The sequence below is a fragment of the Cytobacillus sp. Bac17 genome, from assembly GCF_024519925.1.
GTDB lineage: Bacteria > Bacillota > Bacilli > Bacillales > Cytobacillaceae > Cytobacillus > Cytobacillus pseudoceanisediminis.
On sequence record NZ_JALJRC010000032.1, the window covers coordinates 1 to 26,446 of the forward strand.

At 39.3% G+C, this 26,446-nt stretch carries 26 protein-coding genes; 19 read left to right on the forward strand and 7 right to left on the reverse strand.

Annotation, left to right across the window (positions count from 1 at the left end; genetic code table 11):
• Positions 1–116 precede the first annotated feature (116 nt).
• Positions 117–242, reverse strand: a complete 126-nt coding sequence (locus tag NR125_RS24345) for a GNAT family N-acetyltransferase (RefSeq protein ID WP_372675478.1) — start codon at positions 240–242, stop codon at positions 117–119.
• Between the two features lie 51 nt (positions 243–293).
• Here NR125_RS24345 and NR125_RS24350 point away from each other — a divergent pair, with 51 nt between their 5' ends.
• From NR125_RS24350 to NR125_RS24360, 3 genes are all read left to right on the forward strand, one after another.
• Positions 294–611: a hypothetical protein gene (locus NR125_RS24350; protein ID WP_256816277.1), complete on the forward strand. Its 318-nt coding sequence runs from the start codon at positions 294–296 to the stop codon at positions 609–611.
• A 151-nt stretch (positions 612–762) separates the two neighbouring features.
• A complete protein-coding gene (locus tag NR125_RS24355) occupies positions 763–1,677 on the forward strand; it encodes a tetratricopeptide repeat protein (RefSeq protein WP_256816278.1) in 915 nt (304 codons plus the stop codon).
• 205 nt (positions 1,678–1,882) lie between these two features.
• Positions 1,883–2,521, forward strand: coding sequence for a CPBP family intramembrane glutamic endopeptidase (locus tag NR125_RS24360; protein WP_256816279.1), 639 nt, complete (start codon positions 1,883–1,885; stop codon positions 2,519–2,521).
• A gap of 381 nt (positions 2,522–2,902) precedes the next feature.
• On the opposite strand, the gene mleCBF is transcribed toward NR125_RS24360, so the two are convergent.
• The gene (mleCBF, locus tag NR125_RS24365; protein ID WP_192908184.1) at positions 2,903–3,745 is read right to left on the reverse strand and encodes a CBF family alpha/beta fold macrolide esterase; all 843 of its coding nucleotides are present in this window, start codon (positions 3,743–3,745) and stop codon (positions 2,903–2,905) included.
• Positions 3,746–4,292: 547 nt separating this feature from the next.
• On the opposite strand from mleCBF, the gene NR125_RS24370 reads away from it, so the two are divergent.
• Both NR125_RS24370 and NR125_RS24375 read left to right on the forward strand, forming a co-directional pair.
• Positions 4,293–5,525 carry a cytochrome P450 gene (locus NR125_RS24370; RefSeq protein ID WP_009335262.1) on the forward strand — a complete coding sequence of 411 codons (1,233 nt, stop codon included), beginning with the start codon at positions 4,293–4,295 and terminating at the stop codon, positions 5,523–5,525.
• A gap of 135 nt (positions 5,526–5,660) precedes the next feature.
• Complete coding sequence (locus NR125_RS24375) at positions 5,661–6,200, forward strand: PadR family transcriptional regulator (RefSeq protein WP_009335261.1); 540 nt, start codon at positions 5,661–5,663, stop codon at positions 6,198–6,200.
• Positions 6,201–6,315: 115 nt separating this feature from the next.
• On the opposite strand, the gene NR125_RS24380 is transcribed toward NR125_RS24375, so the two are convergent.
• A complete protein-coding gene (locus NR125_RS24380; RefSeq protein ID WP_256816281.1) occupies positions 6,316–7,269 on the reverse strand; it encodes an arsenic resistance protein in 954 nt (317 codons plus the stop codon).
• Between the two features lie 182 nt (positions 7,270–7,451).
• Between NR125_RS24380 and NR125_RS24385 the strand changes: the two genes are divergently transcribed.
• From NR125_RS24385 to NR125_RS24420, 8 genes are all read left to right on the forward strand, one after another.
• Positions 7,452–7,979: a CueP family metal-binding protein gene (locus NR125_RS24385; RefSeq protein WP_180321086.1), complete on the forward strand. Its 528-nt coding sequence runs from the start codon at positions 7,452–7,454 to the stop codon at positions 7,977–7,979.
• Between the two features lie 175 nt (positions 7,980–8,154).
• A complete protein-coding gene (locus tag NR125_RS24390; protein ID WP_256816282.1) occupies positions 8,155–9,210 on the forward strand; it encodes a flavin-containing monooxygenase in 1,056 nt (351 codons plus the stop codon).
• Between the two features lie 292 nt (positions 9,211–9,502).
• Positions 9,503–9,919: an NUDIX hydrolase gene (locus tag NR125_RS24395; RefSeq protein ID WP_256816283.1), complete on the forward strand. Its 417-nt coding sequence runs from the start codon at positions 9,503–9,505 to the stop codon at positions 9,917–9,919.
• A gap of 258 nt (positions 9,920–10,177) precedes the next feature.
• Positions 10,178–10,801, forward strand: coding sequence for a class I SAM-dependent methyltransferase (locus NR125_RS24400; protein WP_071157918.1), 624 nt, complete (start codon positions 10,178–10,180; stop codon positions 10,799–10,801).
• 107 nt (positions 10,802–10,908) lie between these two features.
• Positions 10,909–11,385, forward strand: a complete 477-nt coding sequence (locus NR125_RS24405) for a GNAT family N-acetyltransferase (protein ID WP_071157920.1) — start codon at positions 10,909–10,911, stop codon at positions 11,383–11,385.
• A 38-nt stretch (positions 11,386–11,423) separates the two neighbouring features.
• Positions 11,424–11,987 carry a ribonuclease FAU-1 family protein gene (locus NR125_RS24410; protein ID WP_180321091.1) on the forward strand — a complete coding sequence of 188 codons (564 nt, stop codon included), beginning with the start codon at positions 11,424–11,426 and terminating at the stop codon, positions 11,985–11,987.
• A 449-nt stretch (positions 11,988–12,436) separates the two neighbouring features.
• A complete protein-coding gene (locus NR125_RS24415; RefSeq protein ID WP_256816285.1) occupies positions 12,437–12,763 on the forward strand; it encodes an antibiotic biosynthesis monooxygenase family protein in 327 nt (108 codons plus the stop codon).
• A 173-nt stretch (positions 12,764–12,936) separates the two neighbouring features.
• Positions 12,937–13,371: an NUDIX hydrolase gene (locus NR125_RS24420; protein ID WP_217027556.1), complete on the forward strand. Its 435-nt coding sequence runs from the start codon at positions 12,937–12,939 to the stop codon at positions 13,369–13,371.
• Positions 13,372–13,738: 367 nt separating this feature from the next.
• Here NR125_RS24420 and NR125_RS24425 read toward each other — a convergent pair whose 3' ends face one another.
• The 3 genes from NR125_RS24425 to NR125_RS24435 form a co-directional block, all read right to left on the reverse strand.
• A complete protein-coding gene (locus NR125_RS24425; protein ID WP_009335251.1) occupies positions 13,739–15,064 on the reverse strand; it encodes a CitMHS family transporter in 1,326 nt (441 codons plus the stop codon).
• Positions 15,065–15,344: 280 nt separating this feature from the next.
• The gene (locus NR125_RS24430; RefSeq protein WP_256816287.1) at positions 15,345–16,040 is read right to left on the reverse strand and encodes a response regulator; all 696 of its coding nucleotides are present in this window, start codon (positions 16,038–16,040) and stop codon (positions 15,345–15,347) included.
• Complete coding sequence (locus NR125_RS24435; RefSeq protein WP_009335249.1) at positions 16,037–17,659, reverse strand: ATP-binding protein; 1,623 nt, start codon at positions 17,657–17,659, stop codon at positions 16,037–16,039. The genes NR125_RS24430 and NR125_RS24435 overlap by 4 nt, the downstream gene beginning before the upstream one ends.
• A gap of 465 nt (positions 17,660–18,124) precedes the next feature.
• Between NR125_RS24435 and helD the strand changes: the two genes are divergently transcribed.
• Positions 18,125–20,461 carry an RNA polymerase recycling motor HelD gene (helD, locus tag NR125_RS24440; protein WP_009335248.1) on the forward strand — a complete coding sequence of 779 codons (2,337 nt, stop codon included), beginning with the start codon at positions 18,125–18,127 and terminating at the stop codon, positions 20,459–20,461.
• 61 nt (positions 20,462–20,522) lie between these two features.
• Entirely contained in the window at positions 20,523–22,043 is a 1,521-nt protein-coding gene (locus NR125_RS24445; RefSeq protein WP_251156631.1) for a DHA2 family efflux MFS transporter permease subunit, read from the forward strand.
• Between the two features lie 61 nt (positions 22,044–22,104).
• Here the strand turns inward: NR125_RS24445 and NR125_RS24450 are convergent, their stop codons facing one another.
• On the reverse strand, positions 22,105–23,880 hold the full coding sequence (locus tag NR125_RS24450; RefSeq protein ID WP_256816288.1) for a beta/alpha barrel domain-containing protein: 1,776 nt from the start codon (positions 23,878–23,880) through the stop codon (positions 22,105–22,107).
• A gap of 279 nt (positions 23,881–24,159) precedes the next feature.
• Between NR125_RS24450 and NR125_RS24455 the strand changes: the two genes are divergently transcribed.
• The 4 genes from NR125_RS24455 (at position 24,160) to NR125_RS24470 (ending at position 26,208) form a co-directional block, all read left to right on the forward strand.
• Complete coding sequence (locus NR125_RS24455; RefSeq protein ID WP_009335245.1) at positions 24,160–24,585, forward strand: MarR family winged helix-turn-helix transcriptional regulator; 426 nt, start codon at positions 24,160–24,162, stop codon at positions 24,583–24,585.
• A gap of 12 nt (positions 24,586–24,597) precedes the next feature.
• Complete coding sequence (gene paiA / locus NR125_RS24460) at positions 24,598–25,116, forward strand: spermidine/spermine N(1)-acetyltransferase (protein WP_009335244.1); 519 nt, start codon at positions 24,598–24,600, stop codon at positions 25,114–25,116.
• Between the two features lie 21 nt (positions 25,117–25,137).
• Positions 25,138–25,761 carry an FMN-binding negative transcriptional regulator gene (locus NR125_RS24465; RefSeq protein ID WP_009335243.1) on the forward strand — a complete coding sequence of 208 codons (624 nt, stop codon included), beginning with the start codon at positions 25,138–25,140 and terminating at the stop codon, positions 25,759–25,761.
• 159 nt (positions 25,762–25,920) lie between these two features.
• Positions 25,921–26,208 (forward strand): hypothetical protein, encoded by a 288-nt coding sequence (locus NR125_RS24470; protein ID WP_009335242.1) that lies wholly within the window; start codon positions 25,921–25,923, stop codon positions 26,206–26,208.
• Positions 26,209–26,446 lie beyond the last annotated feature (238 nt).

A 26,446-nucleotide genomic window follows, 5' to 3' on the forward strand; every position in this document is an offset into this window, starting at 1 on the left:
GTCGGGTTCGTTAGACCAATAAAAACAGTAGATGATTTAGTATACAATTTTAAAACAATACATCCATTAATAAAAGAAGTATTTAGACCCAGTAGCGATGAGGTACTATCCTTCAATCAAAAACGAAAGTGAGACAATGGAAATATTTCAAATCCGTAATTCTTACACGCTAAAGCTGCTTCTGATGCATATCCTTTCCCCCATACGCGCCTAACAAATAAATAACCTATCTCCATCTCCATTACACCATCTACTTCCTGATTTCATTTGATGCTAATCTATTTGAAATCGAAGTGTATTTTAAAAGAGCATTAGAAGAGTTGGCAATTAAAGAGCCAACCTTTGAGATATGTGCAAGAGCCTACATAGGTCTTTTAGCAAATAGAATCATAAAAGCTAATGACTATCCAAAGATATTTGACTTGGCACATATGATTTTTCAAATTGTTGCTACGGAGTTAGATAGTTCAGATGACCTGTCTGTTTGGTTTGAAATTAGTGAAATGATTGATAGGGTTGATTTTGATGATAAATCTTTTGTGTTGAATGAATACGATGTAATATCACGGATAAAGAATGAAGCTCAAATCTTACAGAGATTAAATTATTGATATTCCTACTATGCTAACGAGAGCTTTAGTTCTGGAGCTGTTGCAATAGCAGTTCCTACTGTAATTGAAGTTGCTAACAGGTTTGTGCAATAGAAGTTAAGGCATTTTACTTTTGTTTTATAAAATTTATTGAGACATGAGGGATTCATTATTGAATACGAATAAAAAAGCTATTGAATTACTAGAAAGTAATGAATACGAAGAGGCATTGAAGTTTTTTCTTACGGCAGTAAACGAATGTAGAAATGTCCAATCACTAACTAATCTTGCTTGGATATACTGTTATGAAGAGTACAAAGACGAGAAAGCTATTGTTTTATTGGAAGAAGCGATAAAATATAAACCTAATTCTCATTTTCCATACAGTCTGTTAGGAGAAATATATATACGACAAGAAAATTGGGAACTTGCTAAAGGTGTTTTGGATTCTTCTATTGCTATTCAGCCTTCTAAAACCTCTTATAATAACTTGGCAATCGCTAATTACCATCTTGGAAATATAGAGGTGGCTTCAAGATATTTTCTATTAGCAACTGAGAAATCAGATTACGCAATGTACAGTCACGTCAAATGTTTAATCGAATTAGGTAAATTAAACGAGGCAAAGGATAGGCTCGATGCCTTTTCTGAACATGACGATGAGTTTGTTGGCGAGGTAGATATTGCAGATATGTATGTAGAATTGGGTTATTTTAAAAAAGCTAACAGATGGTTTTATAAAGGTTGGGATATCTATTGGAAGCAACCGAATTGGGTTAGTAGGTATGTTTATTCTTTGTTCAAACTAAACAATAAATCACTAGCAAATGAAATAATAAACGATGTTATCAAGGAGAAAATTAAGGAAATTGATGAAGTTCAAAAAGATGATTGTGATGAAGATTGGACTGAAGACGATAAAATAAATCACCTAGAAGAATTACGCACCGAAAAGAAAGAGTATGAGGGTATGTTTGAAAAGATTTCATCTGGTTATGTTCCTCCCTTGGAATTCGAAGTTTCCATGAAGACAGGTTGTTATTTATTTGGTTGCATTAGGCACAATCATCCAGAATACCAAGAATAATACTATAAAATTAACAATATTATTCTAAATATACGGATGTTTGTGATGTAGTGTACTTAAAGTAAAGGGTGCTTATATTCAAGATCAGCTGCTGAATCTGGCAGCTTTTTCTTATTTAACAAAAGGGGCAGGTTAGCTAAATAAAGGAAAAAGTTTACACTTAGAGAATATATATTTTATATAATTTGAGGAAAGGATTTTTCCCTTGAAACTACAGTTAAATAAACCTACTCTGGCTACACCCTCCCTTAATATTTCAGGAAAAATTGCACTATTTTTATTAATAGTCTTTATTGGATATTATCTTCGTGGCATTAAAATACCAGAGCAATTTATATTCATTACCGATACGTTGCCAGAGGGCCCATTTAGTTTTCAACTGCAAAATAGAGTTATATTAATGCTATTTTTAATCACAGTATTTTTTATAGCGGGCAAGAAGTACAAAGATCTTTTTAGTTTATCGCCTCTTAAAAAGAGAGGTACCTACATTTGGATATTTGGGGTAATGGCATTGGTCATTTTGCTGATGCACCAGCCACTATCCTTTCATTTGCTGCCTTTACGATTTGGCGAATATATCCAGTTTTTTATGATTGTTTGCATCATTGTACCTATTGAAGAAGAACTCTTTTATAGGGGTATGCTCCTTTTGATCCCATACAGAAAATTACGATATGTAATGTTAATCATTTCCTCCATTCTGTTTGCTTTGATCCATTCTGCTGGTTTTAGTACGTTACTTTTAGGTCTTGCTCTTGGGGTTCTTGCCCTTCGGTTTAGAAATTTATGGGTTCCAATCCTGGCACACTCTCTTTGGAATGTGTTCTCAATGTTTTTCTAATCCATTGCATATTAATCCTAAGTTTGTGAAGAATTGTACTTAAACTAAAGGATGCTTTAGTTCAATAAGACATAGTAATTAAGAACTTCAACAATCGGGCGCTTTTTGAAATTAGAAATGCGTTTTTTCTTTGTGAAGGGGCAATATTGCTGTATAGGCTTTAGCCCTTTTCTGGTATAGTGTAATCTAAAATTTTTAAACAAATGCACTTATCACAATGGCTGTTTTATTTTAATGCCGTAATTCTGAAGTAAAAGCAGCCCAATTTCCCGCTCATAACATTGAGAAATTGGGCTTTGAACTTTCCTTTAAAAAAACAATTCAATACAACTAAACCAAGACTTCTTGTGTGAAGGTGTATTTTCTTTCCACTTATTCTTCTTATCTCGCACTAAGCTTTATAACAGAATCTATAATCTGATTCCAGTCTTCACTATGAATCTCATGCCCAGTTCCATCAAGTGTCACTAATTCAGAATGAGGGATGGCTTTCTTAAGAGCAAGCCCGTGCTCGTATGGGAGAGCTGGGTCTTCTGTGCCATGAATAATGAGCACCGGTACACTGATCTCATCCATTCTATCGAAATATACGTCTCCACCTTGCAGCATGGCATGGTTAAATCTGCTCGGCAGATGTTTGGCGCGGTCTGCTTCCCTTGAAGCAAGTTTATATATTCTTTCCTGCTCGAAAGGTTTGGAGCCGGCTAAAGTTTTCCAGCCGCCCGCAAGAAAAGCAATTGCAGCATCCCGATCCGACCAATTGATAGAAGCACTCTTCGCGTGGTAATCCAGTATGTTCTGATCCATTGGAGGCAGCTTTTCCATCTCAGTCCCGAACACACTTGATGCAATCAGCGTAAGCGTCAGTACACGGTCCGGATATCTTAAGGCAAGTATCTGGCCAGTTAGGCCGCCCATGGACATGCCAACGATATGTGCCTGTTCTATATGATAAGCATCCAGTACACCGGCCGCATCGTCAGCCAAGTCCGTTATTGTATAATTTGAAGTACCAGGTTCATAAGTGGTCGATCGTCCCAGATCCCGATGATCGTATCGAATCACAAATCTACCCTTATCAGCAAGGCGGAGACAGAATTCCTCATCCCACCAGTCCAGTGAAGTCATTGCGCCCATAATCAAAAGGATAGCTGGATCCTTAGCATTTCCAAAGCTTTCTGTACATATATCCACATTATTTATTTTCAGAATTCGTTCAGTCATTTTTTACCTCCGTATTATCTAATCATCGTTACTATGTCGCAGATCAAATTCTTTCCGGAGCATGGTTGCCCTGCCCCTGTTAATTATCTGTGCCGAATCCCCTTGATAATCATGACGTGGCCTCCTTTTAAATCTTATTTAACAAGGGACTCATCTCTATATTTATTCCTTAACATATGACTAATCACTAAAAAACCAAAATTCCCATGTGTTTTTTTCTGGATATGCCACTTGTCATACTATATTTAGGCAGTGAATTAAAAAGGTACCTATCTATGAGTTGCAGACTTCGTATAAACAGCATAGGGAGGCTGCTTATACGCATGTTTTCTGAAAAAACCTCTCCCTATATGTAGGTTACATGGACTATATATAAAATTCCCCTCAAATAAAAAAATGGAAATCTTTAGCCGAAATTACTCTTTTTAAACTACTTTGTTTAGAGTAATGTAATAACGGAAGGTACATTTACCTTAGTAGATTATTAAATCTTATTTTGGTGCAGCCCAGTGAATCCCCATCATCTTAAAGGAGGAAAAGAAATAGTATGTTGAAAGAAGTCATTCCCGTAAATGAGATTACTAATTTTAAGTCACGTGCAGAAGAGTTTTTTCCTATTGAGTGGTATAAGGACATGCTTCACCATCATCCCGTGTATTATCATGAACAAACGAATACATGGAATGTGTTTACCTATGAGGGTGTGAAACAGGTGCTGGGCAACTATGAATTTTTTTCAAGTGCCGGACCGAGAACAACGATATTTGTTGGGGCAAATGACAAGCATGAGAAAGCGTCGCCTTTAACAAATCTTACACTTGTAGATCCGCCGGATCATCGGAAAGGGCGTTCCTTGTTAGCAGCAGCTTTTACTCCCCGCAGTTTAAAGAATTGGGAGCCGCGCATCAAGCAGATTGCCGAGGAGCTGGTAGAAAACATCCAGGATAATAATGAAATTAATATTGTTGAGGCTTTAGCAGCCCCGCTGCCAAGTATGGTTATTGCAGATTTATTCGGCGTGCCGATACAGGACAGAGCTCAATTCAAAGAATGGGTGGATATCCTTTTCCAGCCTTACGATAAAGAGAGACTGGAAGACATAGAGCTTCAAAAACAGAATGCTGCGAAAGAATATTTCCAATATCTCTATCCGATTGTTGTTCAAAAGCGGTCGAACCTTTCGGATGATATTATCTCTGATTTAATTCAAGCTGAAGTAGATGGTGAAAAGTTTACCGATAATGAAATTGTGCAGGTGACCATGCTGCTTTTAGGCGCAGGAGTGGAAACAACCAGTCATGCGATTGCCAATACGTTTTATTCATTGCTTTATGATGATGAGTCTTTATATGGAGAACTGCGTAATGACCTGGAATTAGTGCCAAATGCAGTTGAAGAAATGCTCCGCTATCGTTTTCATATGTCGAGAAGAGACCGAACTGTGAAAAAGGATAACAATTTATTGGGCGTTGAGTTAAAAGAAGGGGATGTCGTTATTGCCTGGATGAGTGCATGCAATATGGACCATCGGATGTTTGATGATCCTTTTTCTATAAACATACATCGTCCTAACAATAAAAAGCATCTAACATTCGGAAATGGCCCGCATTTCTGTTTGGGTGCACCTCTGGCACGCCTGGAAATGAAAATAGCACTGGAGACCTTCGTGAAGAAGTTCTCCAGCATCGAACCAGTGGAAGGGTTTGAATTAGAAAAGAATTTAACGGCATCAGCCACTGGCCAGTCTTTAACGAATCTGCCGATGAACGTGTATAAGTAAGGAATAAAGGCTCCCTTAAAGCAGGCACACTGACTGCTTTAAGGGAGTTTTAATATTGGAGAGGTAAAGGATGAGGCTGAAATGCCAGCTTCATTTTGCTAAAATAAGGGTAATTCTCTTGAAGGAGCATAAAGAATGACCATTCAAATATTTATATTAACCAAACTGATGGAGGGTAAGAATTATCCTTATAAAATAAAAAAGCAGCTTTCAGAGCCTATTCCATTTGATCAGCTAGCTGGATTGACAGAAAGCAAGCTGTACTACCATTTCGATTCATTAGCGAAACAGGGCTTAATTGCAACAGTCGAAATAATTAAAGAAGAACATCGGCCGGATAAACAAATATTTGAAATCACAGCTAAAGGCCGGGAAGAGCTGCCGAAAAAAATCTACAAATTGTTTGAAACGGCCGATTCGATCGGTGAAATGTTGGTGGGTTTAGCCAACATCAAATATGTAGATCAAGATAAAGCAGTCGCTATCCTTGAAGAGAAATTAAAGAGCTCCAAGGCTAAGTGGGAGTATTATAAAAGTTTTGAACAGCTGATTGAAAAAGACAAAGATAATGAGAAACTGATCGAGTTTCTTGGCGGGTATGTGTCGACCAAAGCAGAGCACTCTATTTATTGGCTGGATAAGCTGATTGGGCAGATTAGAGAAGGGAAGATATGAGGGGTGTTATAACTAATGTATTCACATGAATGTTAGATTAACAACCTTTTTTGTGCTATTGAGACAAGTTAAGAAAGCACATATTCATAAATAAAAAGGATATGTGCTTTCATTCTTATGTTCTTTTCTCTTTAGTGATAAATAATAAAATCTGGGTGATGACGGCCAGGATAGGCAATTCCAGCAGAGGGCCTACTACTAAGGTCAACGCAATCAAAGGCTGGTCTGGAAATGCAGTCATAGCAATGGCTAAAGCAATCGGGGAATTTCTGGCTAAAGTGGTCAAGCTTAAACTGGCTCTGTCGGAGTTCGGGAATCTCATAAGCTGTCCAGCTTTTTGACTGACAAAAAGATTAATCATAAAAAATAAAAGAATAGGTATTGTTATTTTCCACAGTAAATCTAAATGGTTAAGCAATAATTGTCCCTGTGACGCAAACATTGATACGATGGCAAAGTTTAGAAAAATAATTGGCAGCACGCTAAGGCTGGATACAAGGCTTTCTCTTAACTGATCCTTGTTTTTTAAGAGTATCTTTGTTAAAACAGCCAGAACTAACGGTATGATTAATGCAACCAGAATACTTTCAACTAAAAACCCCAGTTCTATTACTCCTGTCGTTCCGCCAAAGATCAGAAGGCAGATAGGCAGCAATATGACCTGTAAGATTAAGTTTAGAGGCAGGATAGCAGTTGATAAGGCAACATTTCCTTTTGCTATGCCTGTAAAGATTAGGTACCAATCAGTGCATGGTGTAACCATCAGCATAATAAATCCAATATATAGTGATGGATTATCGCCTAAAAATACCATTGCCAGCAGCCATGCCAGGATGGGTGTCCAGACAAAGTTTATGAGGATTGAAGTGTATGTAAATTTTATGTTCTTAAAAGCTATCTTGATATCTTCAATAGGAATTTGTAAGAAAGTAATATATAGCATTGCTACTAATAAAGGCACAATAAAACTTTCCGCATTAGCCCTTATTAACTCTGCTTGCCCTATACTAATACCAAAAATCACTGCTAAAAATATTATAACAGTATATAATTTTTCAATTAAGTTCAATTTGACTCACAGCCTCTGAAAATATCTATGCATAGATAACTTTAGCATAGTTACATTCGAATTGCTTATTTAAGCAGCGGGTGCTGCAAATCATTTCTCCATAATTTCTCCATATTTATTTGCTATTGTTTACTTTGGCAATAGTTATTTAAGCATGAAACTGAATAAGGATGTGAACAAAGATGAAGGTAAAACTATTTCTGTCTGTCTTACTCATTTCAATAGTATTAGCTGGCTGTGGACAAGCCGATTCAAATGATGAGGCCGCTTTGAAGGCTGATAACATCAAGGAATTGGTGAATGATTATAGTGCAGGAAACGTTAAGAGCGAGTCTGCTTCGATTACCTCACAGCAGCTACTGGTAAAAAAAGCGGATGGTGAAGAATTAGTCTATGATCTGCCGAAAGAAGAGTTTTTCGTTTCAATTGCACCTTACGTTAATGAAACTCATCCTTGAACTAATCATAGCTTGACAGGTTGTCAAGGTGAACTAGCTGATAAAGAGTTTGATGTATATATCGAAGATACGGAAGGCAATGTCATTTTGAACGAAAAAGTAAAGTCCCAAGCAAATGGATTTTTTGATTTATGGCTCCCAAGAGATGAAACATATCAAATAAAGATTAAGTATGATGGAAAAACATCGGAATCAGAAATTTCAACTTTTGAGAATGAAGGTACTTGTATTACAACCATGCAATTAACTTAAAGGGGCCTTCGGTTCATCGACAAAGAAGGTCCATTTTTTATGAACAGCTGCCAAGAGGCAGCTGTTTTTATTTTTAAAATGTGTATTCCTTTTTCTGGTTATTATATAATAATATTCAAATCAGTATTTGAATAACTTTTGTGTGAGAGGAGTGAGAACCATAATAAATTATGAAGTGGCCATTATTGGTGGAGGTCAGGCAGGATTAGCAATGGGTTATTATTTAAAAAAAGAAAATGTATCCTTTGTCATATTAGAAAAAAATGGGGACGTGGGGGACTCCTGGAGGAAAAGATACCATTCCCTGGTTTTATTTACCCCACGCCGATATAGCAGTTTGCCTGGATTACAAATGGGAGGTTCATCAAATGAACTTCCAGCGAAAGATGAGATGGCGGACTATTTGATTGACTATGTTAAGCATTTTGATCTTCCAGTCATGCTTAACACTAATGTAACTAAGTTAAATAAACAGCCTGATGGTTCATTTCTCTTAGAAACTAATAGCGGGAAGATGATAGCTAAGCAAGTAATCATTGCAACTGGAGCATTTCAAAAACCATATATACCTAATGCCATAAAAAAGGGGGCAAATACTTTTCAGCTTCACTCTTCTGAATATCATTCGCCAGGTGAAGTGCCAGGAAGTAAGATATTGGTTGTGGGCGGCGGCAATTCCGGGGCACAAATCGCCGTGGAATTAGCAAAAGATAAGAGCGTCACTATAGCTGTTGGTCACAGTATGAAATTTTTGCCATTAACGATACTTGGAAGAAGTGTTTTTTATTGGCTGGATAAACTCGGTCTGCTGTTTGCAGGAAAAGATACAGTAAAAGGCAGCTGGTTTCAAAAACAGAAGGACCCGATTTTTGGAAAGGAACTGAAAGAACTCATAAAAATCAAAAAGGTTGATGTAAAACCTAAAGTTTTACACATCAATGATACAGAAGTTCTATTTGAAGATCAGACTCGGAGGAAATTCGATAGTATTATCTGGTCCACTGGTTTCGTTCCTTCATACGACTGGATTAATATAAAAGGTGTCATCTCCAATGAAGGAAAACCAATACATAAAAGGGGGATCACTGAAGTTAAGGGCCTGTATTTTATAGGCTTACCCTGGCAATATCAGCGAGGCTCGGCATTGATTTGCGGAGTAGGATTGGACGCTGAATATTTTCTTTCGGCAATTCTTTCTATTAGATCCCAAAAGTCAGGGTGCCTTTGTTGAGTAACTCCTGTGATGAGATTGAAAGAATTTAAACGGTATCCTGGTCTTTATTATTTTTTCATTTGATTGTTATTGATTGCAAATTTTGGCTTTTTATTTTCCCTATGGGGCATGATTACATGGATTATTTCGATCGTGTCGGACTTACCCTTTATAAACAAATAAGAGAGCCAAAATTGGTATTGTATTCTAGCTTTTTCATGGTTTTTTAGTTTTTGCAATCGTTTTTATTGATTTGGCTGTATCTTCTATGCCATAAAATTGTTTCTTTTAATGGAGAGGAAAAGGGTATATGCAAAATATTTTCACCCGTGTCCTGATAAAAGATGAGGACCATCATATTTTAGTAGTACAAGATAGAGGGGATCTGTGGAATTTTCCAGGGGGAAAACAGGAATTAGGCGAAACTCCATCAAAGTGTGCAAAACGGGAAGTAAAAGAGGAAATCGGATTAACCGTTCATGCACTTACTGAGGTGTATCAGGGAAATTTCTATTTCAGAGATATCCAGTGGACGGGTTACTTCTACTTTGCAGATTCTGTCAGCGGTGTACCTTGTATGAATGAATTAAATAAGATAAAGGGAATCCGATTTGTAAGTGATGCTGGGATAGTGAAATTTCCGGATGAGTTATTGGCTGTATATGAAGAATTATTTAAAAACGATCTTATCTTGGGGAAAACTACTTATTGGGTTGAAGGTACATAATATCGCTTCTTAATTATCATGTGCTTTTTCATAGCAGCTGCCAAATCAGGCAGCTTTTTGTTTACTTAAAGGAGCAGGCTGGCTTAACTTAATTGTAGTAAAGAATACATTCTGTTAATTGTTAAGGAATTACATTTACAAAAAAATAAAAAACAATTATAGTTATTAAAGAGTCATTATGTCTATTATTAAAAAATATATAAGTGTTAAGCCGCTAGTGCTGCAATGAAAATAAAACATAAAGGAGATAGAGATCTAATGGAATTCTGGGAATCCAGTTTTATAGAAAAACAAACGATGTGGGGATTTGAGGCTGCAGATTCCGCTATCTTAACAAAGGACTTTTTCCTTGAAGAGAATGTTAAGGATATACTGTTGCCGGGTTTTGGATATGGAAGAAATGCGAAGGTTTTTATTGAAAATGGCATAAATGTGACAGGCATTGAGATTTCAAAAACAGCCATTGATCTGGCAAGCCAACATGGGATTGACAGCAGAATTTTTCATGGCTCAGTAACTGACATGCCTTTTGATGACCAGCTTTACACTGGTGTATTCTCCCATGCCCTTATTCACTTATTGAATAAGGATGAGAGAGAGAAGTTTATTAAAGATTGCTATGATCAATTAAAGCCAAATGGCTATATGATTTTTACAGCTGTTTCAAAAAAAGCACCCATGTTTGGCAAGGGCAAACAATTGGATAAAGATTATTTTGAGATCATGGAAGGTGTGAAAATGTTTTTTTATGATTCTCACACCATAAAACAAGAATTTGGACAATACGGCCTGATTGAGCTTTCAGAGATTGACGAGCCAAATAAGGATATGAAAAATAAACCATCAATAAATTTCTTCATGATAAAATGCAAGAAAAAATAGTGCCAGCTGCCATCACGGCAGCTTATTGTTTGTTTTGGTTTAATAACTAAATTTTAACTGTACAAACATTTGTTCTTATCATACTATTGTACTGAGGGGGAGAATAAATGAAAAAGACAAATTATTTGGAATTGAAACATTTCTCTAATGAACATATGGATATCTTGAATTCTTTTGAGCTTCCTAAAGAGCAGGTTCAATTCACTTCACTGCCAAGCAATTATAAAGAAGTAACAGAAGGCCAACATCGGATCGTTATCCTTTGTGATGGAGAACCAGTAGGCTTCTTTTTATTGCATTCAACTGAAAGAGTAAAGGAGTATTCGGACAATCCGCAGGCGATGCTGCTAACATCATTATCCATTAACCAGGCTAAGCAAGGACGAGGATATGCAAAGCAGGCTATGTTATTATTAAGAAAATTTGCTGCTGACGAATTCCCTGACTGTAATGAAATCGTGTTAGCTGTTAATCACAAAAACATTGCTGCTCAAAAACTGTATGTAAAAGTTGGATTTCAGGATACAGGACGCAGAAAAATGGGGCCAATTGGCGAACAGTACATTATGAATTTAATGTTGTAAATACATCTTTTCTTATTTGCCATTGGGAGGTTTCAACTATAACAAATTTAAGAACTCATCAATTCAATGGGGCTGAAATAATAGAAAGAAAAATAAGGTATGATTCCGAAGTCGTGGAATATAATTGTATGCTGTTGACAGTGCAAAATCAAAGTGCGGTGCTTTTTCATATTATTGAAGACACTTTTACAATGAAAGCCAATCAAGCTCAATTAACAATACCGAAAGGCAGCTATACAATTGCTTATTACTGGGAAAATCGCCCATATAATCTATATTTCTGGAGAGACCATAAAGGAAAGTATTTGGGCTCATATTTTAACATTGTAAAAAATACATTGATAAGCGATAGAATGGTATGTTTTGAAGATTTAATAATCGATATTTTAGTACTTCCGAATGGAGAATATTTTATTCTAGACGAGGATGAATTGCCTGAGTCATTGGAGAAATTTGAGAATGGTTCTGTCCAGCAGGCTTTAAACTTATTAACAAAATCTATTCATCATGTTCTTCTTCAAACGATTTCAGAATCTGAAGGCATTTATGCGCATGAGAAATTTATTCCTTTGTTGGAGCAGTTTGTGAAAAAGCATACGTAAAGTCATTATCCCGAAATCATAGGGGATTTAAGTGATATTTATATAAATAAAAGTTCATGGATGTTATGTAATGTAAAATTGCCTGACTGTGTGTCTTTTTCGCTGACCTCATCCTGGAGAATCACGGCAAGGACCACATTAGTGAAAAGAATTTATGAGGATTCTGCTAAAGTAAAAAAAATTGGAGGAATTAGTTCAGGCCGAAGCTTGTCAGCATTTATGCGTTTGATAAAAATATTCAAGTTAATGAAAAGTAGCCGAGCATGTCTTGATAATGACTGCGACCCCAGGCAGATTATAAATGGATGCAAATGACCAAATGAAACCATAAGTAAATATCTTATTAAATAGTGTGCGATTGCTCAATAAGGCAGTCGCTTTTCTTGTTTAAAAATATTTATAATAGAATAGTGGGAATTATAAAAATATTAAACTGGAGGAAACAATGTATGAATGGAATTGTAAAAACTCCTGAACCACCTTATTACGCAGTAATATTTTCATCACAGAGAACTGAGGGAGATAGAGGTTACGGAAAAATGGCGGAAAAAATGGCAGAGTTAGCTTCTCAGCAAAAGGGATTCTTAGGCCTGGAAAGTTCTCGTGATGAAGGGTTGGGAATTACAGTTTCATATTGGGCTTCATTGGATGCAATAAAGAATTGGAAGGAATACTCGGCACATCAAGTTGCACAGGATAGAGGTAAAAATGAATGGTATAAGAGCTTCGCACTAAGAGTGTGTAAAGTAGAAAGGGATAACTTTTTCGAAATATAATATTCTTGTCTTATACAATGGTGGATGCTGATGTTCGAGTTCAGCTGCCAAACCCAGTCGGTTTTTTTGTACAGCTGAAGGTGCAGGTTAGCTGAAATAAAAACATAGTAATGGAAGGGAAGTTAATGAGATTTAAAGAAAAATAAATACAATTAAATATTGGGGGACTTAAAATGTTTATTGTAAATGTTGAAGGTGCTATAAGGAAAAATGACAAGTGGCTAATAATTGAAAGAAGTAAAAAAGAGGAACACGCTGGAGGTCTGCTTTCCCTAGTTGGAGGTAAGGTGGATATAGAAGGAAGTTCATCTAATATACTAGAAAGAACTGTAAAACGTGAAATTTTAGAAGAAGTCGGTGTAAAAGTAAAAGACAGTTTAACTTATGTAAATAGCACCTCTTTTGTAACAGATACTGGTCAAAATGTGGTGGATGTTGTTTTTCTTTGCGAATATGAATCTGGTGAGGCGTTACCTATTATTCCTGATGAGGTAGAAAAGGTGTTTTGGTTAACTTCAGAAGAAATTTTAAACCACCCAAAATCACCTATTTACTTAAAAGAAAATATTAAGAAAGCCGAGGCACTGATTCCAATTCAATTGACATGACTCTCATTGTGAAGCAAAAGGACTATCGTAAAATTCAGCTGCCAATAGGTGGTTTTCTTTTTGTTGAACAAAAAAGTTAGGTATGTCTTTTAAAGGTATAAGCAGAAGAGTAATTTATGTTAAAGGGGAACATAAGGACTTGAAGGTTTATTCTATATTTAGATGTACTTTTATAACAAACATTTAAAACAGTAGACGATCATTACTTAAATCGCGTAAAAAACATAAAACGCAGCATCTGACTTTGGTTCATTTTATAGCTGTAAAATAAATAATGTTAAATAAGATTTATGTAGAATTATATTTAAACTATAGGATGCTTTGCAGATTTATAGGGTGATACAAATAATATGCATCACCCTAACTATTAAATCGAAATAACGCCAAATGCAATGGCAGCAATAATCATAAATACTGAAGAGCCAACTGCCCATTTTAAAGCAAAACGCTGATTCTGGCCATAGTCAATTCCGATCATGCCGACTAGAAGGTAACCTGCGGCATAGAGCGGGCTTAACACGTGAGCGGGCTGGCCGAGTACTGATGCACGGGCAATTTCAGCCATAGGAATATTGTAGCTGGCAGCAGTTTCTCCAATGATCGGGATAATTCCATAGTAATAGGGATCGTTTGCCATGAAATACGTAAATGGCATGCTCGTGATAGCTGTAATTAAAGGCAGCTGGGTTCCCAATTGTTCTGGAATGACTTGAACAAGTGCTGTCGCCATTGCATCTACCATTCCAGTCCCGTTCATGATTCCTGTGAATATACCAGAGGCAAAGACTAATGCGACCACTGCGAGAACATTTCCAGCATGGGCGGCAATGCGTTCTTTTTGCTGTACCAGGTTTGGATAGTTGATCATCGCCGCAATCGCGAACCCTAACATAAATAGAACAGGGAGAGGCAGCAATCCGGCAATTAAGGCAATCAGCAGGCCTATTGTCAGTCCGGCGTTAACCCAAATTAACTTTGGACGCTGCAGCTCTGCGGACTTTTCTCCATGATCTATAGCGGCAGCGGTTTGTTCCTTTGCCGCTTGAATCTCACTGGCAATTGGATCATCCATTTTGAAGATCCCAATCCGTTTCCGTTCCTTTAATCCAAAATGCCAAGCAACGAGAAAGGCAAAGGCTATTCCAGCTGCCATTACAGGAATAAGCGGAAGGAATACTTCCTCGGTTGTGAGCTGCAAAGAACTGATGACTCGGGCTGTCGGTCCGCCCCATGGTGTCATGTTCATGACGCCGATGGAGAGAAGTGCGAGTGTTGAGAGCATGTATAAATTCATATTTAGCTTTTTGTATAGAGGCAGCATGGCTGTGACAGTAATAATAAATGTTGTTGTCCCATCTCCGTCCAGGGCAACAAGTGACGCGAGAGCAACTGTTCCGAGGGCAATCTTTAGCGGATCCCCTTTTACAATCCGCAAAATCGTATTCACAATTGGTTCAAATAAGCCGGCATCAATCATGATACCGAAATAAAGGATAGCAAACACAAGCATAACGCCTGTAGGAGCAACTTGCTTTATCCCTTCGAGCATCATATCCCCGATTCCGGTATAAAAACCTCCAATTAAAGCAAAGACAATTGGTACAATAATTAATGCCAGTAGTGCAGACATTCGTTTTGTCATAATTAAAGCCATAAAAACAGCAACCATAATATATCCAAGCAACGCGAGCATATGAACCCTCCTAAATAGTTGTAAGCGCTTCCTTTCGAATTACTTTAACAGGGCTGCTCTCGTAAGAATAGATTAGTTGTTTTATTTGAATAAAAAGCAATAGTTTCATAATTTTCATACTTTTTATGAAAATAAGAGAAATACCGTAATATGTTAGATATCTATCATTCACTAGGAGCTTTCTTCTTAAACTGAACTTCTTGGTCAGGCAATGTTTATCCTATAGAAGCTTTCTTTAAGACATAGCTAAAAAAAGCAAGCCCCTTTATAAGAGGGCTTGCTAAGGTTGTTTGTATCGGCGTTCCGGACGGCCCACGCTGCCATAGACAATATCGACTTCCACCAAGTTAATAGAAACCAGATACTCTAAATAGCGCCTTGCCGTGGAGTGGCTTGCTCCGATTTGCAACCCTACTTCTTCAGCGTTTAGGCTTGTGGATGCAGCTTTCATTGCTTGTGTAACTTTGCGGAGTGTGTGTTTGTCGATGCCTTTTGGCAAATTCTCGGCCTCGTGCTTTGTCTCGGCAGCTGGAGTGTTTTTTTGAAAGAGCCGCTGTATTTCATCTTGTTTGATATGGGCATTTGTTTGCCGGGCATGCCTCGTTTGGCTGTACTCTTCAAATGTTGAAAAAAAGCTGTCAACCATAATCGGTTTCAGCAGATAGCTATATGCTCCTCCACGCATGGCGTTTCTTACTGTTTTGGCATCATTGGAAGCGGTTATCATAATGATATCTACATGACGGTGTGCGTGTTTGATTTGAAATAGCAAATCAATTCCATTTGCATCTGGCAGATGAACATCGAGCAGGATCAGGTCGGGAGTGATAACGTTTAGCAATTGAATGGTTTCTGAAGCTGTTTGTGCTTTTCCGATGACAGTGAAATCTTTTCCGTTTTGAATAAGCTGTTCATATACAGACGAAGCGACAGGGTCATCTTCAACGATCAGCACCCCGATGGATGGGTTAGTCATGATTTTTCTCTCTCCTTCGCAGTTGTGAAATCAGGATTAGCTTTTGGAATGGCGATTGTCATACATGTTCCTTCTGAACGATCTGTACGATACCATTCCCCGCCAAGCTGGCTCAATGCATGCTGCATAATGGTCAGGCCCAGACCATGCTGGGGGTCATTTTTGGTTGTCGCTCCTTCTGTAAAAAAGTAAGCTTCTTCTTCAGATGTCATGCCTTTGCCATTGTCTTCAATATCCATAATCAGCTCGTCTCCGTAGTCTGTAAAGGACAGGTGGACAGTGGCGCTTTTTCCTTTCCATGCAGAAGATGCTTCTAGAGCATTATCAATCAAATTACCAACCACTGTCACGACATGTTCGCTCTGTATGGTGTCAGGGAAGTCTAACCACTGGCTGTTTTCGTCAAATGTGATCAATACTTTCATTTCTTTGGCACGGTTCACTTTCCCTAGAAGAAGGGCAACAATCAAAGGATCTTTAATTGTAGACATTAAAAAGGTGACAGTTTGCTGCAGTTCTTGCACTTCCATCTTCATAAGCGCTTTTGCTTCTTCGTAACGCTCCAATAGCAGGAGCCCGTTTAATGTGTTCAGTTTATTTAAATACTCATGGGTCTGCGCCCGAATATGGTTGGCATGCTGCCGGATTTCAATAAGTTCATTCGCCAAATCTTCAACTTCAGAGAAGGGTCGAATAGTCAGGACGAATCCTGTTATTGCCGTTTCTTCAGCCTGGATGGGCGATATGTCTACAATGTATATCGAGTTGTTTATGAGCACTTGTTTTTGGATGAAAAGGTTGGGATTCTCCAATGCATTTTGTATAAGCGCTTTCAAATGCAGCTCAGTCAGCGTATCTTTTGCATGCTCACCTAAAATGCTGCGCGCTTTTTTATTGGCTGATAAAATTTTTAGATCAGGGCTGATAGCAAGCGTGGCATCCCCGATTGATTCCAGAATTGCCTGCTTTTCAGAGAAGGCGTGAGAAATTTCCTCTGGCTCCAGATTAAATATAAGCTTCTTGACACGGCGGGCGATATAAAAGGCTCCTGGTATGCCAATGAGAAGGGCAAGTCCTCCGAAACCGGCTACCCGCAATTGATAGACAAAAATTTTTCCTTCTACTTCATTCGTCAAGAAGCCAACGGAAGAAACACCGATAATCTTACCTGACTCATCATAAATGGGTGTTTTCGCTTTAACTGCTTCTCCTAAAACGCCATTTCCAATAAAAACAATAGAATCTCCTGCCAGCGGGGCTTTATTGCTTGTTTCTGTAGCCCTGCCAATTTGATTCGGATAGGGATGGGAATAACGAATACCATCCCCGTTCGCTATTACAATATAATCAGCGCCTGTCCGCTCTCTAAGCTTCTCGGCAATAGGCTGAATCATTTGTGCTGGATGATCTGTATTAAACGCATCGATGATGGAATCGTTTTCGGCAACCAATTCCGCAACTGTCAGCGCCTGCTGTCCGGTGGTTTTCTCAATCATTTGGTCAATAATGGATGAAAAGGAAATGATAATTAACAAGATGCAAATTAAGAGTACAGTAAGCACGAGCAGAACCATTTGCCCGAAAAGCCCAGGCTGCTTAAATTTAAAAGGTTTCGACAAAATGGCCACCTCTAGCAATTTTATTTTACTACTAGATTAAAGGAGGCAAATGCTTTCGGCAAGGTAAAGTTCACTTACTTTAAATGAATAAAGCTTTGGATGCAGGACAAGACTGGTGATCTCTCCTTAAAAGGCCATACTATTCGTTAACAATGTAACGGATGGGGAAGCTATTAAGAAATTGTCCTGATGGTTAACGGGGAGGGGATCAGTACAAATAAAGATAGGGGATAAATAAAATTAAAAGAGCCGTACTTAACATTGGGGAACGTTAAATACGGCTCTGTCGAAAATCGACAATCAAAGAATTAAGTAAAAACCATTGAAAAAAGTGAAACCCTGTGGTAAATTTATATAGATGTGCATTATGTAATAAAAAATAAATATATTTTCCCTATCTTAATTATATAATGCAATCAATTCGTTTGTCAACCCTTTTATAAATTTTTTTAAGGAGTGTTTGCTATGAATTCGAAACTTCAGCAGGAGCAAGTACGATTGGACAGTGTCATGGGGACAATTGCGGAGGAAGTCAGCAGATTGGAAGAGGAAACCTCCAGGCGTAAAAACGAAGTGGTTCATATCCGCAAACACTTTTGGGATGAAGTCAAGGTGAATATTGATACCTTTGATGATTACCTGGAGACCATCATCGGGTTGAGGCAGGAGGCTCAAGCTCTTTCGGTCAGCCAAAGCACCCACAGACATGCATCCAAGCGCTTGTCCACGCTGCGAAGGATGGAGGAGGTTCCCTACTTCGGCCGTATTGATTTTATGGAAGAAGGTTCATCAGATCAGGATCAAATCTATATTGGGATCAGCTCGCTAAGGGATGCCAGCGGCGAAAATTTCCTTATTTACGATTGGAGGGCACCGATCTCCAGTGTCTACTATGATTACCAGCCCGGTCCCGCCAAGTATGAAACACCGGGAGGCACAATCCAGGGCACATTGGAGAAGAAGTGGCAATATCTTATCCGCGGCGGCGTTTTGCAGTCCATGTTCGATACAAGTCTCACCATTGGGGATGAGATCCTGCAGGAGGTTCTGGGCAAGGGTACTGACAAACATATGCACAATATTGTAGCTACCATTCAACAGGATCAAAACCGGATCATCCGTCATGATCGCGGAAGGCTGCTCATTGTTCACGGTGCGGCTGGGAGCGGCAAGACATCGGCTGCCCTGCAGCGGATTGCTTATTTGCTGTACAAAGATCGGGATAATTTAAATGCGGAGCAAATTATTTTGTTTTCGCCTAACTCAATGTTTAACAGTTATGTGTCCAATGTGCTCCCGGAACTCGGTGAAGAGAATATGCAGCAGGTCACCTTCCAGGAATATTTGGACCACCGGCTGAGTAAAGAGTTTGAAGTTGAAAATCCATACGGGCAGCTGGAATACGTGTTAACTGCAGACCATACCTCTTCCTACAGGGCAAGGGTTACGGGCATTCAATTCAAAGCATCTGTCCGCTTTTTTGAAGCGATCCATGCATACATGAAGTCGCTGGAGTTATCCGGAATGCTATTTAAGGACATAGTCTTCAGAGGAAAGCCGATTGTCTCCGCGCAGCAAATGGCAGACAGGTTTTATAGCAGCGACACTTCACTTCGCTTTCATAACAGACTTGAAAAGCTGATGGAATGGCTTATTAAGCAAATTAATGAAGCTGAAAAGGCGGAACGGAATAAGCCGTGGGTACAGGAGGAAATCGAGCTGCTCAGCAATGAGGAATATCATAAGGCACATGCCTATCTCGCGAAAAAACGCGGCTTTAAAGAAGATTCGATTCATGATTATGAAATCGAGCCTGAAGCGTTAGCCCGCTTGATTGTCCGGAAAAAGCTGAAGCCGCTGCGAAAACGAATCCGGGCGTTGCGTTTTGTCGATTTTAAGGGGATATACAAACAGATTTTTACTGATCCCATAAAGATCAAACAGTGGATAGAAGGGGAGATACCAGCAGAATGGACGGATATTTGTCAGGCGACGCTGAAAATGCTGGATGAAGGTCACCTGCTTTATGAAGATGCTACCCCGTTTTTATATCTGAAGGAGCAGATTCAAGGCTTTCAGACGAACAGCTCGATTAAGCACATCGTCGTTGATGAGGCACAGGATTATTCGCCATTTCAATTTGAGTTTCTAAAGCGCCTGTTTCCTGCGTCCAAGATGACGGTCCTCGGCGACTTTAATCAGGCGATCTTTGCCCATGCCAGCGAAATGGCTGATTTTCAACCGCTTGCTGGCCTGTACGGACCGGATGAAACAGAAGTGATCAATATAGCACGAAGCTACCGCTCCACAAAGCCGATCATTGAATTTACGCGAAGACTCGTTCCAAACGGCGAAAGGATCATCCCTTTTGATCGCAGCGGCAAGCGGCCCGAGCTGAAACAAATAACCGATCACGCACAGCTGCACAGCTGCATCGCCTCTAAAGTCGCGGATTTACGAAGCCAAGGGTTAAAAACTATTGCGATCATATGCAAATCGGCTGAAGAAAGTTTGCGTGCATATGAGGCTCTGTCCGGCATCGATGGAATTAAACTCTTGAAAAGCAACTCGACTGAATATGAACAAGGAGTGGTTGTCGTACCGTCGTATTTATCCAAGGGCATCGAATTTGATGCCGTCATTATTTATGATGCATCAGAGCATGTCTATGGTGATGAAAGCCTGCGCCGTGTATTCTACACCGCCTGCACGAGAGCAATGCATGATTTGCAGCTTTACAGCGTAGGGGCACCGAGCCCGTTTTTGCAAGACGTTTTGCGTGAAGGTTTCATCCAGGTCTGACTCGGTCGGGTTATCCGATAAACAAATCTATATTTAACATAGAAAGAAGGATTGATTCTATATGCCGCAGGAAACCAATACGGGTCAAAACAAACCGCCATATGGCATGATCGCCATTTTATTTATCGGGGCTTTTGTTGCGATATTGAATGAAACATTACTGAACGTTGCCCTCCCATCCATCATGGAAGAATTCGGTGTGAATGCAACAGCCGTACAATGGCTGTCTACAGGCTATATGCTTATTAACGGGATTTTAATACCGGCGAGTGCATTCTTCATTCAGCGATTTTCTGATAAGAAATTATTCATTACAGCCATGGCATTATTTACTTTGGGAACATTCCTGGCCAGTATTGCGCCTGCATTTGGTGTGTTATTAGGGGCTCGGATGATTCAAGCTTCAGGATCGGCGATTATGATGCCATTATTAATGAATGTCATGCTTACCGCATTTCCGGTCGAAAAAAGAGGGGCGGCAATGGGGATGTTTGGTCTTGTCATGATTACTGCTCCAGCGATTGGGCCGACTCTTTCAGGATGGCTGATTGAACATTACAGCTGGAGGATGTTATTTGACCTTGTTCTGCCAATTGCCCTGTTAACCGTAGTTTTGGCAGTCTTTAAATTAAAAGATATCACACCCCAGAGAGCTATTAAGCTTGATTTCATCTCGCTGGTTTTATCAAGCATCGGATTTGGCGGCTTGCTTTATGGCTTTAGTTCAGCAGGGGAAAAAGGATGGGATAGCCCCCTCGTGTACGGCACGATTGTGATTGGGGCACTTGCTTTAATTACCTTTGTACTCCGTCAGCTTCGGATGGATGACCCTATGCTTGAATTTCGCATCTACAAATATCCGATGTTTGCCCTGTCATCGGCCATTTCAATCGTGATATCCGTCGCCATGTTTTCAGCGATGATTTTGATGCCCATCTATGTACAGACCATACGGGGAATTTCACCAATGGAGTCGGGTCTATTGATGCTTCCGGGAGCGATTGTCATGGGGGTCATGTCTCCCATTACAGGGAAACTCTTTGATAAGTATGGGGCAAGAGTTTTGGCGGTAATTGGGCTGACCATTACCGTTGTAACATCTTATTACTTCAGCAGAATCGGCATGAATACAGCCTATTCTACTCTTGTTCTGCTGTATACCTTTCGGATGTTCGGGATGTCAATGGTCATGATGCCTGTCATGACAAATGGATTGAATCAGCTGCCGGCGATAAATAATCCGCACGGAACCGCTATGAATAATACGCTGCAGCAGGTATCCGGCGCCATTGGATCCGCGCTGCTGATTACCGTCATGAACAACCGCACGAAAGAAAAAGCAGAGGAACTGGCTGCTGACTCACTGGCCAATATGAGTGCCAGTGCAGCTCAGCCATCTGCACAGGCCGCAGCTGACATGCAGCAGCAAATCATGAATGAAGCGATGCTGCATGGCATTAATTTCACTTTCTTCATTTCTGCATTGATTGCGGTGATTGCACTCATACTTGCTTTCTTTATTAAAAGAGTGAAACCCCATTATGAAAATCAAACAGGTGAAGAAGCGGCAGTTAAAGATTGATCAAAAGGCCGAAACCCGGGCGGTATCCAGTTCTGATACCGTCCGGTTTTTTATTTACCCACTATTTTTTAAATAAAAAAGGGGCGGTTGCGATAACGCCAATCACATATAAAACCAATGCGAAATAAGCAGGAAGCAGGTGGATAAAATCCGTATAGTTAATAAAAAAATGAGTTAAGATCCCGGCGGCGAATGCCGGAATCGCCCCAATGGTGAAGGTCCACCACACCCATCTTTCCCCCTCGCGGATCCCCCATAAAGCCAGCATCAAGACGAGCAAGCCTACACTTAAAAGTGCGCTCCCAAATCCTGCACGGTCATGTGCGATCACAGGAATTAACCGATCGTTAAACTCGTTCAGAGCTTCAGGAGTCATGCAAAGATAAGTAAGATCAGTTGGTACAAATACATGTGAAGCCCCAATGACGGAAATGATCATCCCGCCAATAGCTAATGAAAACCCCAGAATCACAAAGCAAAGCTGGCCGAATAAGCTCAGCTTCCACTGCGGACTGTTGAAAAGATTTGAACTGGAGGGAGATGCACTTGCTGTTCTTGATTTTGCATATCCCAATATAAACAAGGGCAGTAATATAAGCCAAAACAGCCCATGGAGCCAATCGAAATAACCGTAGCCAATAAACAGGACAATGCCCAGGAAGCCGATAGCTCCTGCTATATTTACCGCTTTTCTTGCCCAGTGGAGGCCATTTCTTATTCCATGCCTGGCAAGCTGCATATAGATGATTCCGCCTGAAATCATTGTTCCTGACAGCGTCATTCTGTCATGAGCCATAAAGTATAAAATGGCAGGGTTAAAGGAAATAATATCTTTCCTAAAGATCCCCAGAAAGCTCTCGTCATAGGGAAGGATCACCGAAGTCATGCTGAAAAACAGGGCTATGAGCCCTGCAACGGCAATAGCTAAGCCGAACAGCCAGTACCAGCGCCATCCTTTCACTTCGACAGGCTCCTTCGTAAATGTGCTGGTATAAGCCTCGTTAATCCTCTTCGGCAATCCAGGTCCAGTGAAAATGTACTCATCGCCTAACATGATTAAAGAAGCTCCGCTTTCCAGCAGTTTAATAGCATCTGAAGGCTCTTTTACACAGCCTGAAGTAATGATGGGCAATTCTTCGCAGTACAGCTTCCTGAGAGCTGACAGCTTATGAATGAGTTCTTCCGGTGAAGCATTGCCTGTAAGAAGAATTCCGTCCGGGCCATAGTCCAGGCTGAGAGTATCATCCTGTGAAATAGAAAGGATGATAGGTTTATTTAATTCATATTTAAATTGGTTAAATTGACTCGCTGATTGAAAAATATGGCTGCCCAAAATAAATCCGTCGCTAAAAGGAAGCAATTCTTCACAAATTTGCAAGGCTTCCTGATAAGTTCCTTCAACGTTTATAAGAAGCGGAATCTTCTTTTTCTTTAAGGAAAGCAGCTGTTCCTTAGCTCCCATTAACTCCATTGAAGCGTCAGTTAATCTATGTATCTTCTCTAGTTTCGGGTCCATAAATAGTTCTCCTGATGACCCTCGAATGGAAACAGGTCCAACTTCAATAAAACCAAAGCCCAGATTCTGAAAAGCCTTCATCCCTGATAAGTGAGGATCAATCCTGCCGGTAAGTCCGACTGGAGTGGAAAAATGAACACCAAATAAATTTTTCGCATGCTTGCCGGAGGGTTCCATATGACCAAGAAATTCGATTAATCCTTCCCCTATACGGCTGGATGAAATCATGCTCATTCCGCGATGGATAAACCCCCGGCTGAAGGAAGGCGGGAGCTTCTGAAGTATGGGCTTAAAAATAGGATGATACGACCAATCCGGCAAATAAAACACCTCCCATTTTTATCTATTTTAGCATACGAGTTTGGATGGATAGGCAGTTTATTGTGGTGAAAGAGTGCTCCTTCTATTTAAACAGACCGTCAATAAAGGACTAATGACAATTGGATCATTGAAATTCATAGCAAGGAATACAAATTATATTATTTTTATTGCAAATGCAACAAAATTAAGGTAGATTGAATATATGGTATTATTATTGCATTTACAACAAAAATTCATGTTGAGGAGCTGAGTACACTGGAAATTCTCCGTGAAATTGGCATGATCGCTAGGGCACTGGATTCCATAAGCAATATCGAATTTAAAGAGCTTGACCTTACAAAAGGGCAGTACCTGTACCTTGTGCGAATATGTGAAAATCCAGGAATTATTCAGGAAAAGTTAGCTGAGATGATAAAAGTTGATCGGACAACGGCAGCCCGTGCGATTAAAAAGCTTGAAATGAATGGCTTTATAGAAAAGAAAGATGATGAACAGAACAAGAAAATCAGGAAGCTCTTCCCAACAGAGAAAGGGAAAAAAGTTTTTCCTCTTATAAAGAGAGAACATGAATATTCCAATGCGATTTGCTTAGAGGGGCTTTCCGAGAAAGAAGCAGAAACCATTTTCAAGCTGCTTCAAAGAGTTAGAAAAAATGTAGAGAAAGACTGGGAATATGTGAAAAAGGGGAACAAGAGAAATTATTAAAGGAGAGGCATAATGACTATTAATATGAAAAAATGTACACTTGAAGATTTAAGCAGACTTCAGGAAATTAGTTATGAAACCTTTAATGAAACGTTTAAGGAACAGAATTCTCCCGAAAACATGGAAGCCTATTTGGAAAAGGCGTTTAACCTAAAGCAATTAGAGACTGAACTATCTCAACGTTCATCACAGTTCTACTTTGTTGAAATTGATGGCGAGACTGCCGGGTATTTAAAGGTGAATACCGATGAGGCTCAGACTGAAGAAATGGGCGATGAAGCACTCGAAATTGAGAGGATATATATCAGAAGCCCATTTCAGAAACAGGGGTATGGTAAATATCTGTTCAATAAAGCCCTGGAAGTTGCGATGGAACAAAATAAAAAGAAAATTTGGCTGGGTGTATGGGAAAAAAATGAAAAGGCAATTGCCTTTTATAAGAAAATGGGATTTGTCCAAACGGGAGCCCATTCCTTTTATATGGGTGATGAAGAACAAACGGATTTTATAATGGCCAAGATTCTCAAATAATATTTTGAAGGGCGGATGATCATGTATATTCCTAAATATTATAAAGTCACAAATGCGGATGAAATATGGGAGTTTGTTCAAAGTAATTCGTTTGGCACGATGGTCACGACCAAACATGGAAGACCCATAGCCACTCATCTGCCATTGCAGTTAATAAAAGAAGGAGATACGTGCTATTTAACAGGGCATATGGCTTATGGAAACCCGCAATGGAGAACATTCGAAGCCTCTGAAGATGTACTGGTGATGTTCCAGGGACCACATGCTTACATTTCATCCTCATGGTATGAGGAAGAAAATGTCCCGACTTGGAACTATCAGGCTGTCCATGTATATGGTCGAGCCAATATTCTGAGTGAAGAGGAATTAAAGCAGGACCTGGCCATGCTGCTTCAAAAATATGAAAAGCATCGCAGGAATCCAGTTTTATGGGATAAGCTTTCTCCGGAGCTTTTAGAACAGCAGCTAAAAGGAATTGTTGGATTCAAGATTAGGGTAGAGGAAATTCAAGCTGCCGATAAACTAAGCCAGAACCGCAATGAAAGAGACTATCAAAATATAATTCATAAACTCCATGAAGAGAATGATCTTAATTCTAAGCAAATGGCCCAACTGATGGAGGGTAAGGTAAAAAAGAGATTGTAAGTTTATAGGAAAAAACAGAGGAACCAGGATGTCCCTCTGTTTTTTGGCATCTGGAATATTATGTTAGTATAGAGGCGAGGACGTTGATCTTATTTTTCATGAAACGAATTAATATCATTCTCATACAGTAGTTATTAAAAAGGGAGTGAAGCATCGAATATGAAAATCATTTTATTTTTGGCCATACTCGGTTTATGCTTGATTGGTTTTAATTGGCTTATGGGCTATAGAAAAAATCATATCACCATTGATTTGGATGAGAGGTACGTGGACTTTAAAGAGTATGTTGAAGCGATTCAGAGTGAACTTATCAAACAAGGGCGAGAGGTCAGTTATATGGGGAATCGAAAATTTATTATTGATGGCCAGACCTATATTTTCATAGAACGCAATGTTTCGATGGGAGGCGTTCCCCTGCAAAGAACTATTCTGAAACCGGAAAAGTGACTGACCTGAAGGTGCTCAGTTAATCAATTCGATAGCTGGATTCTGGACTGTCATTCGGCAGCTTTTTCTTATGGAGATAGCGGGATATTTGGACAATATAAGTTAATGAGTTTAATAGGGGGATAGGAAGGGACTTGAGGTTATTTATTGTTATTTTACTAATTCTTTTTGGGAGTTTTTTAATTGGTTTAACCATCGATAACTTTGGTAAGATAGGTAGCTTTATTATGAATTTAAT

What these genes read in the sequence shown, in the direction of transcription:
- NR125_RS24345 (WP_372675478.1), bottom strand. Translation starts at nt 242, where the DNA reads ATGGAGATGGAGATAGGTTATTTATTTGTTAGGCGCGTATGGGGGAAA.
- mleCBF (WP_192908184.1), bottom strand. Translation starts at nt 3,745, where the DNA reads ATGACTGAACGAATTCTGAAAATAAATAATGTGGATATATGTACAGAA.
- NR125_RS24370 (WP_009335262.1), top strand. Translation starts at nt 4,293, where the DNA reads ATGTTGAAAGAAGTCATTCCCGTAAATGAGATTACTAATTTTAAGTCA.
- NR125_RS24375 (WP_009335261.1), top strand. Translation starts at nt 5,661, where the DNA reads ATGACCATTCAAATATTTATATTAACCAAACTGATGGAGGGTAAGAAT.
- NR125_RS24395 (WP_256816283.1), top strand. Translation starts at nt 9,503, where the DNA reads ATGCAAAATATTTTCACCCGTGTCCTGATAAAAGATGAGGACCATCAT.
- NR125_RS24400 (WP_071157918.1), top strand. Translation starts at nt 10,178, where the DNA reads ATGGAATTCTGGGAATCCAGTTTTATAGAAAAACAAACGATGTGGGGA.
- NR125_RS24405 (WP_071157920.1), top strand. Translation starts at nt 10,909, where the DNA reads ATGAAAAAGACAAATTATTTGGAATTGAAACATTTCTCTAATGAACAT.
- NR125_RS24415 (WP_256816285.1), top strand. Translation starts at nt 12,437, where the DNA reads ATGAATGGAATTGTAAAAACTCCTGAACCACCTTATTACGCAGTAATA.
- NR125_RS24420 (WP_217027556.1), top strand. Translation starts at nt 12,937, where the DNA reads ATGTTTATTGTAAATGTTGAAGGTGCTATAAGGAAAAATGACAAGTGG.
- NR125_RS24425 (WP_009335251.1), bottom strand. Translation starts at nt 15,064, where the DNA reads ATGCTCGCGTTGCTTGGATATATTATGGTTGCTGTTTTTATGGCTTTA.
- NR125_RS24430 (WP_256816287.1), bottom strand. Translation starts at nt 16,040, where the DNA reads ATGACTAACCCATCCATCGGGGTGCTGATCGTTGAAGATGACCCTGTC.
- helD (WP_009335248.1), top strand. Translation starts at nt 18,125, where the DNA reads ATGAATTCGAAACTTCAGCAGGAGCAAGTACGATTGGACAGTGTCATG.
- NR125_RS24445 (WP_251156631.1), top strand. Translation starts at nt 20,523, where the DNA reads ATGCCGCAGGAAACCAATACGGGTCAAAACAAACCGCCATATGGCATG.
- NR125_RS24455 (WP_009335245.1), top strand. Translation starts at nt 24,160, where the DNA reads ATGATCGCTAGGGCACTGGATTCCATAAGCAATATCGAATTTAAAGAG.
- paiA (WP_009335244.1), top strand. Translation starts at nt 24,598, where the DNA reads ATGACTATTAATATGAAAAAATGTACACTTGAAGATTTAAGCAGACTT.
- NR125_RS24465 (WP_009335243.1), top strand. Translation starts at nt 25,138, where the DNA reads ATGTATATTCCTAAATATTATAAAGTCACAAATGCGGATGAAATATGG.
- NR125_RS24470 (WP_009335242.1), top strand. Translation starts at nt 25,921, where the DNA reads ATGAAAATCATTTTATTTTTGGCCATACTCGGTTTATGCTTGATTGGT.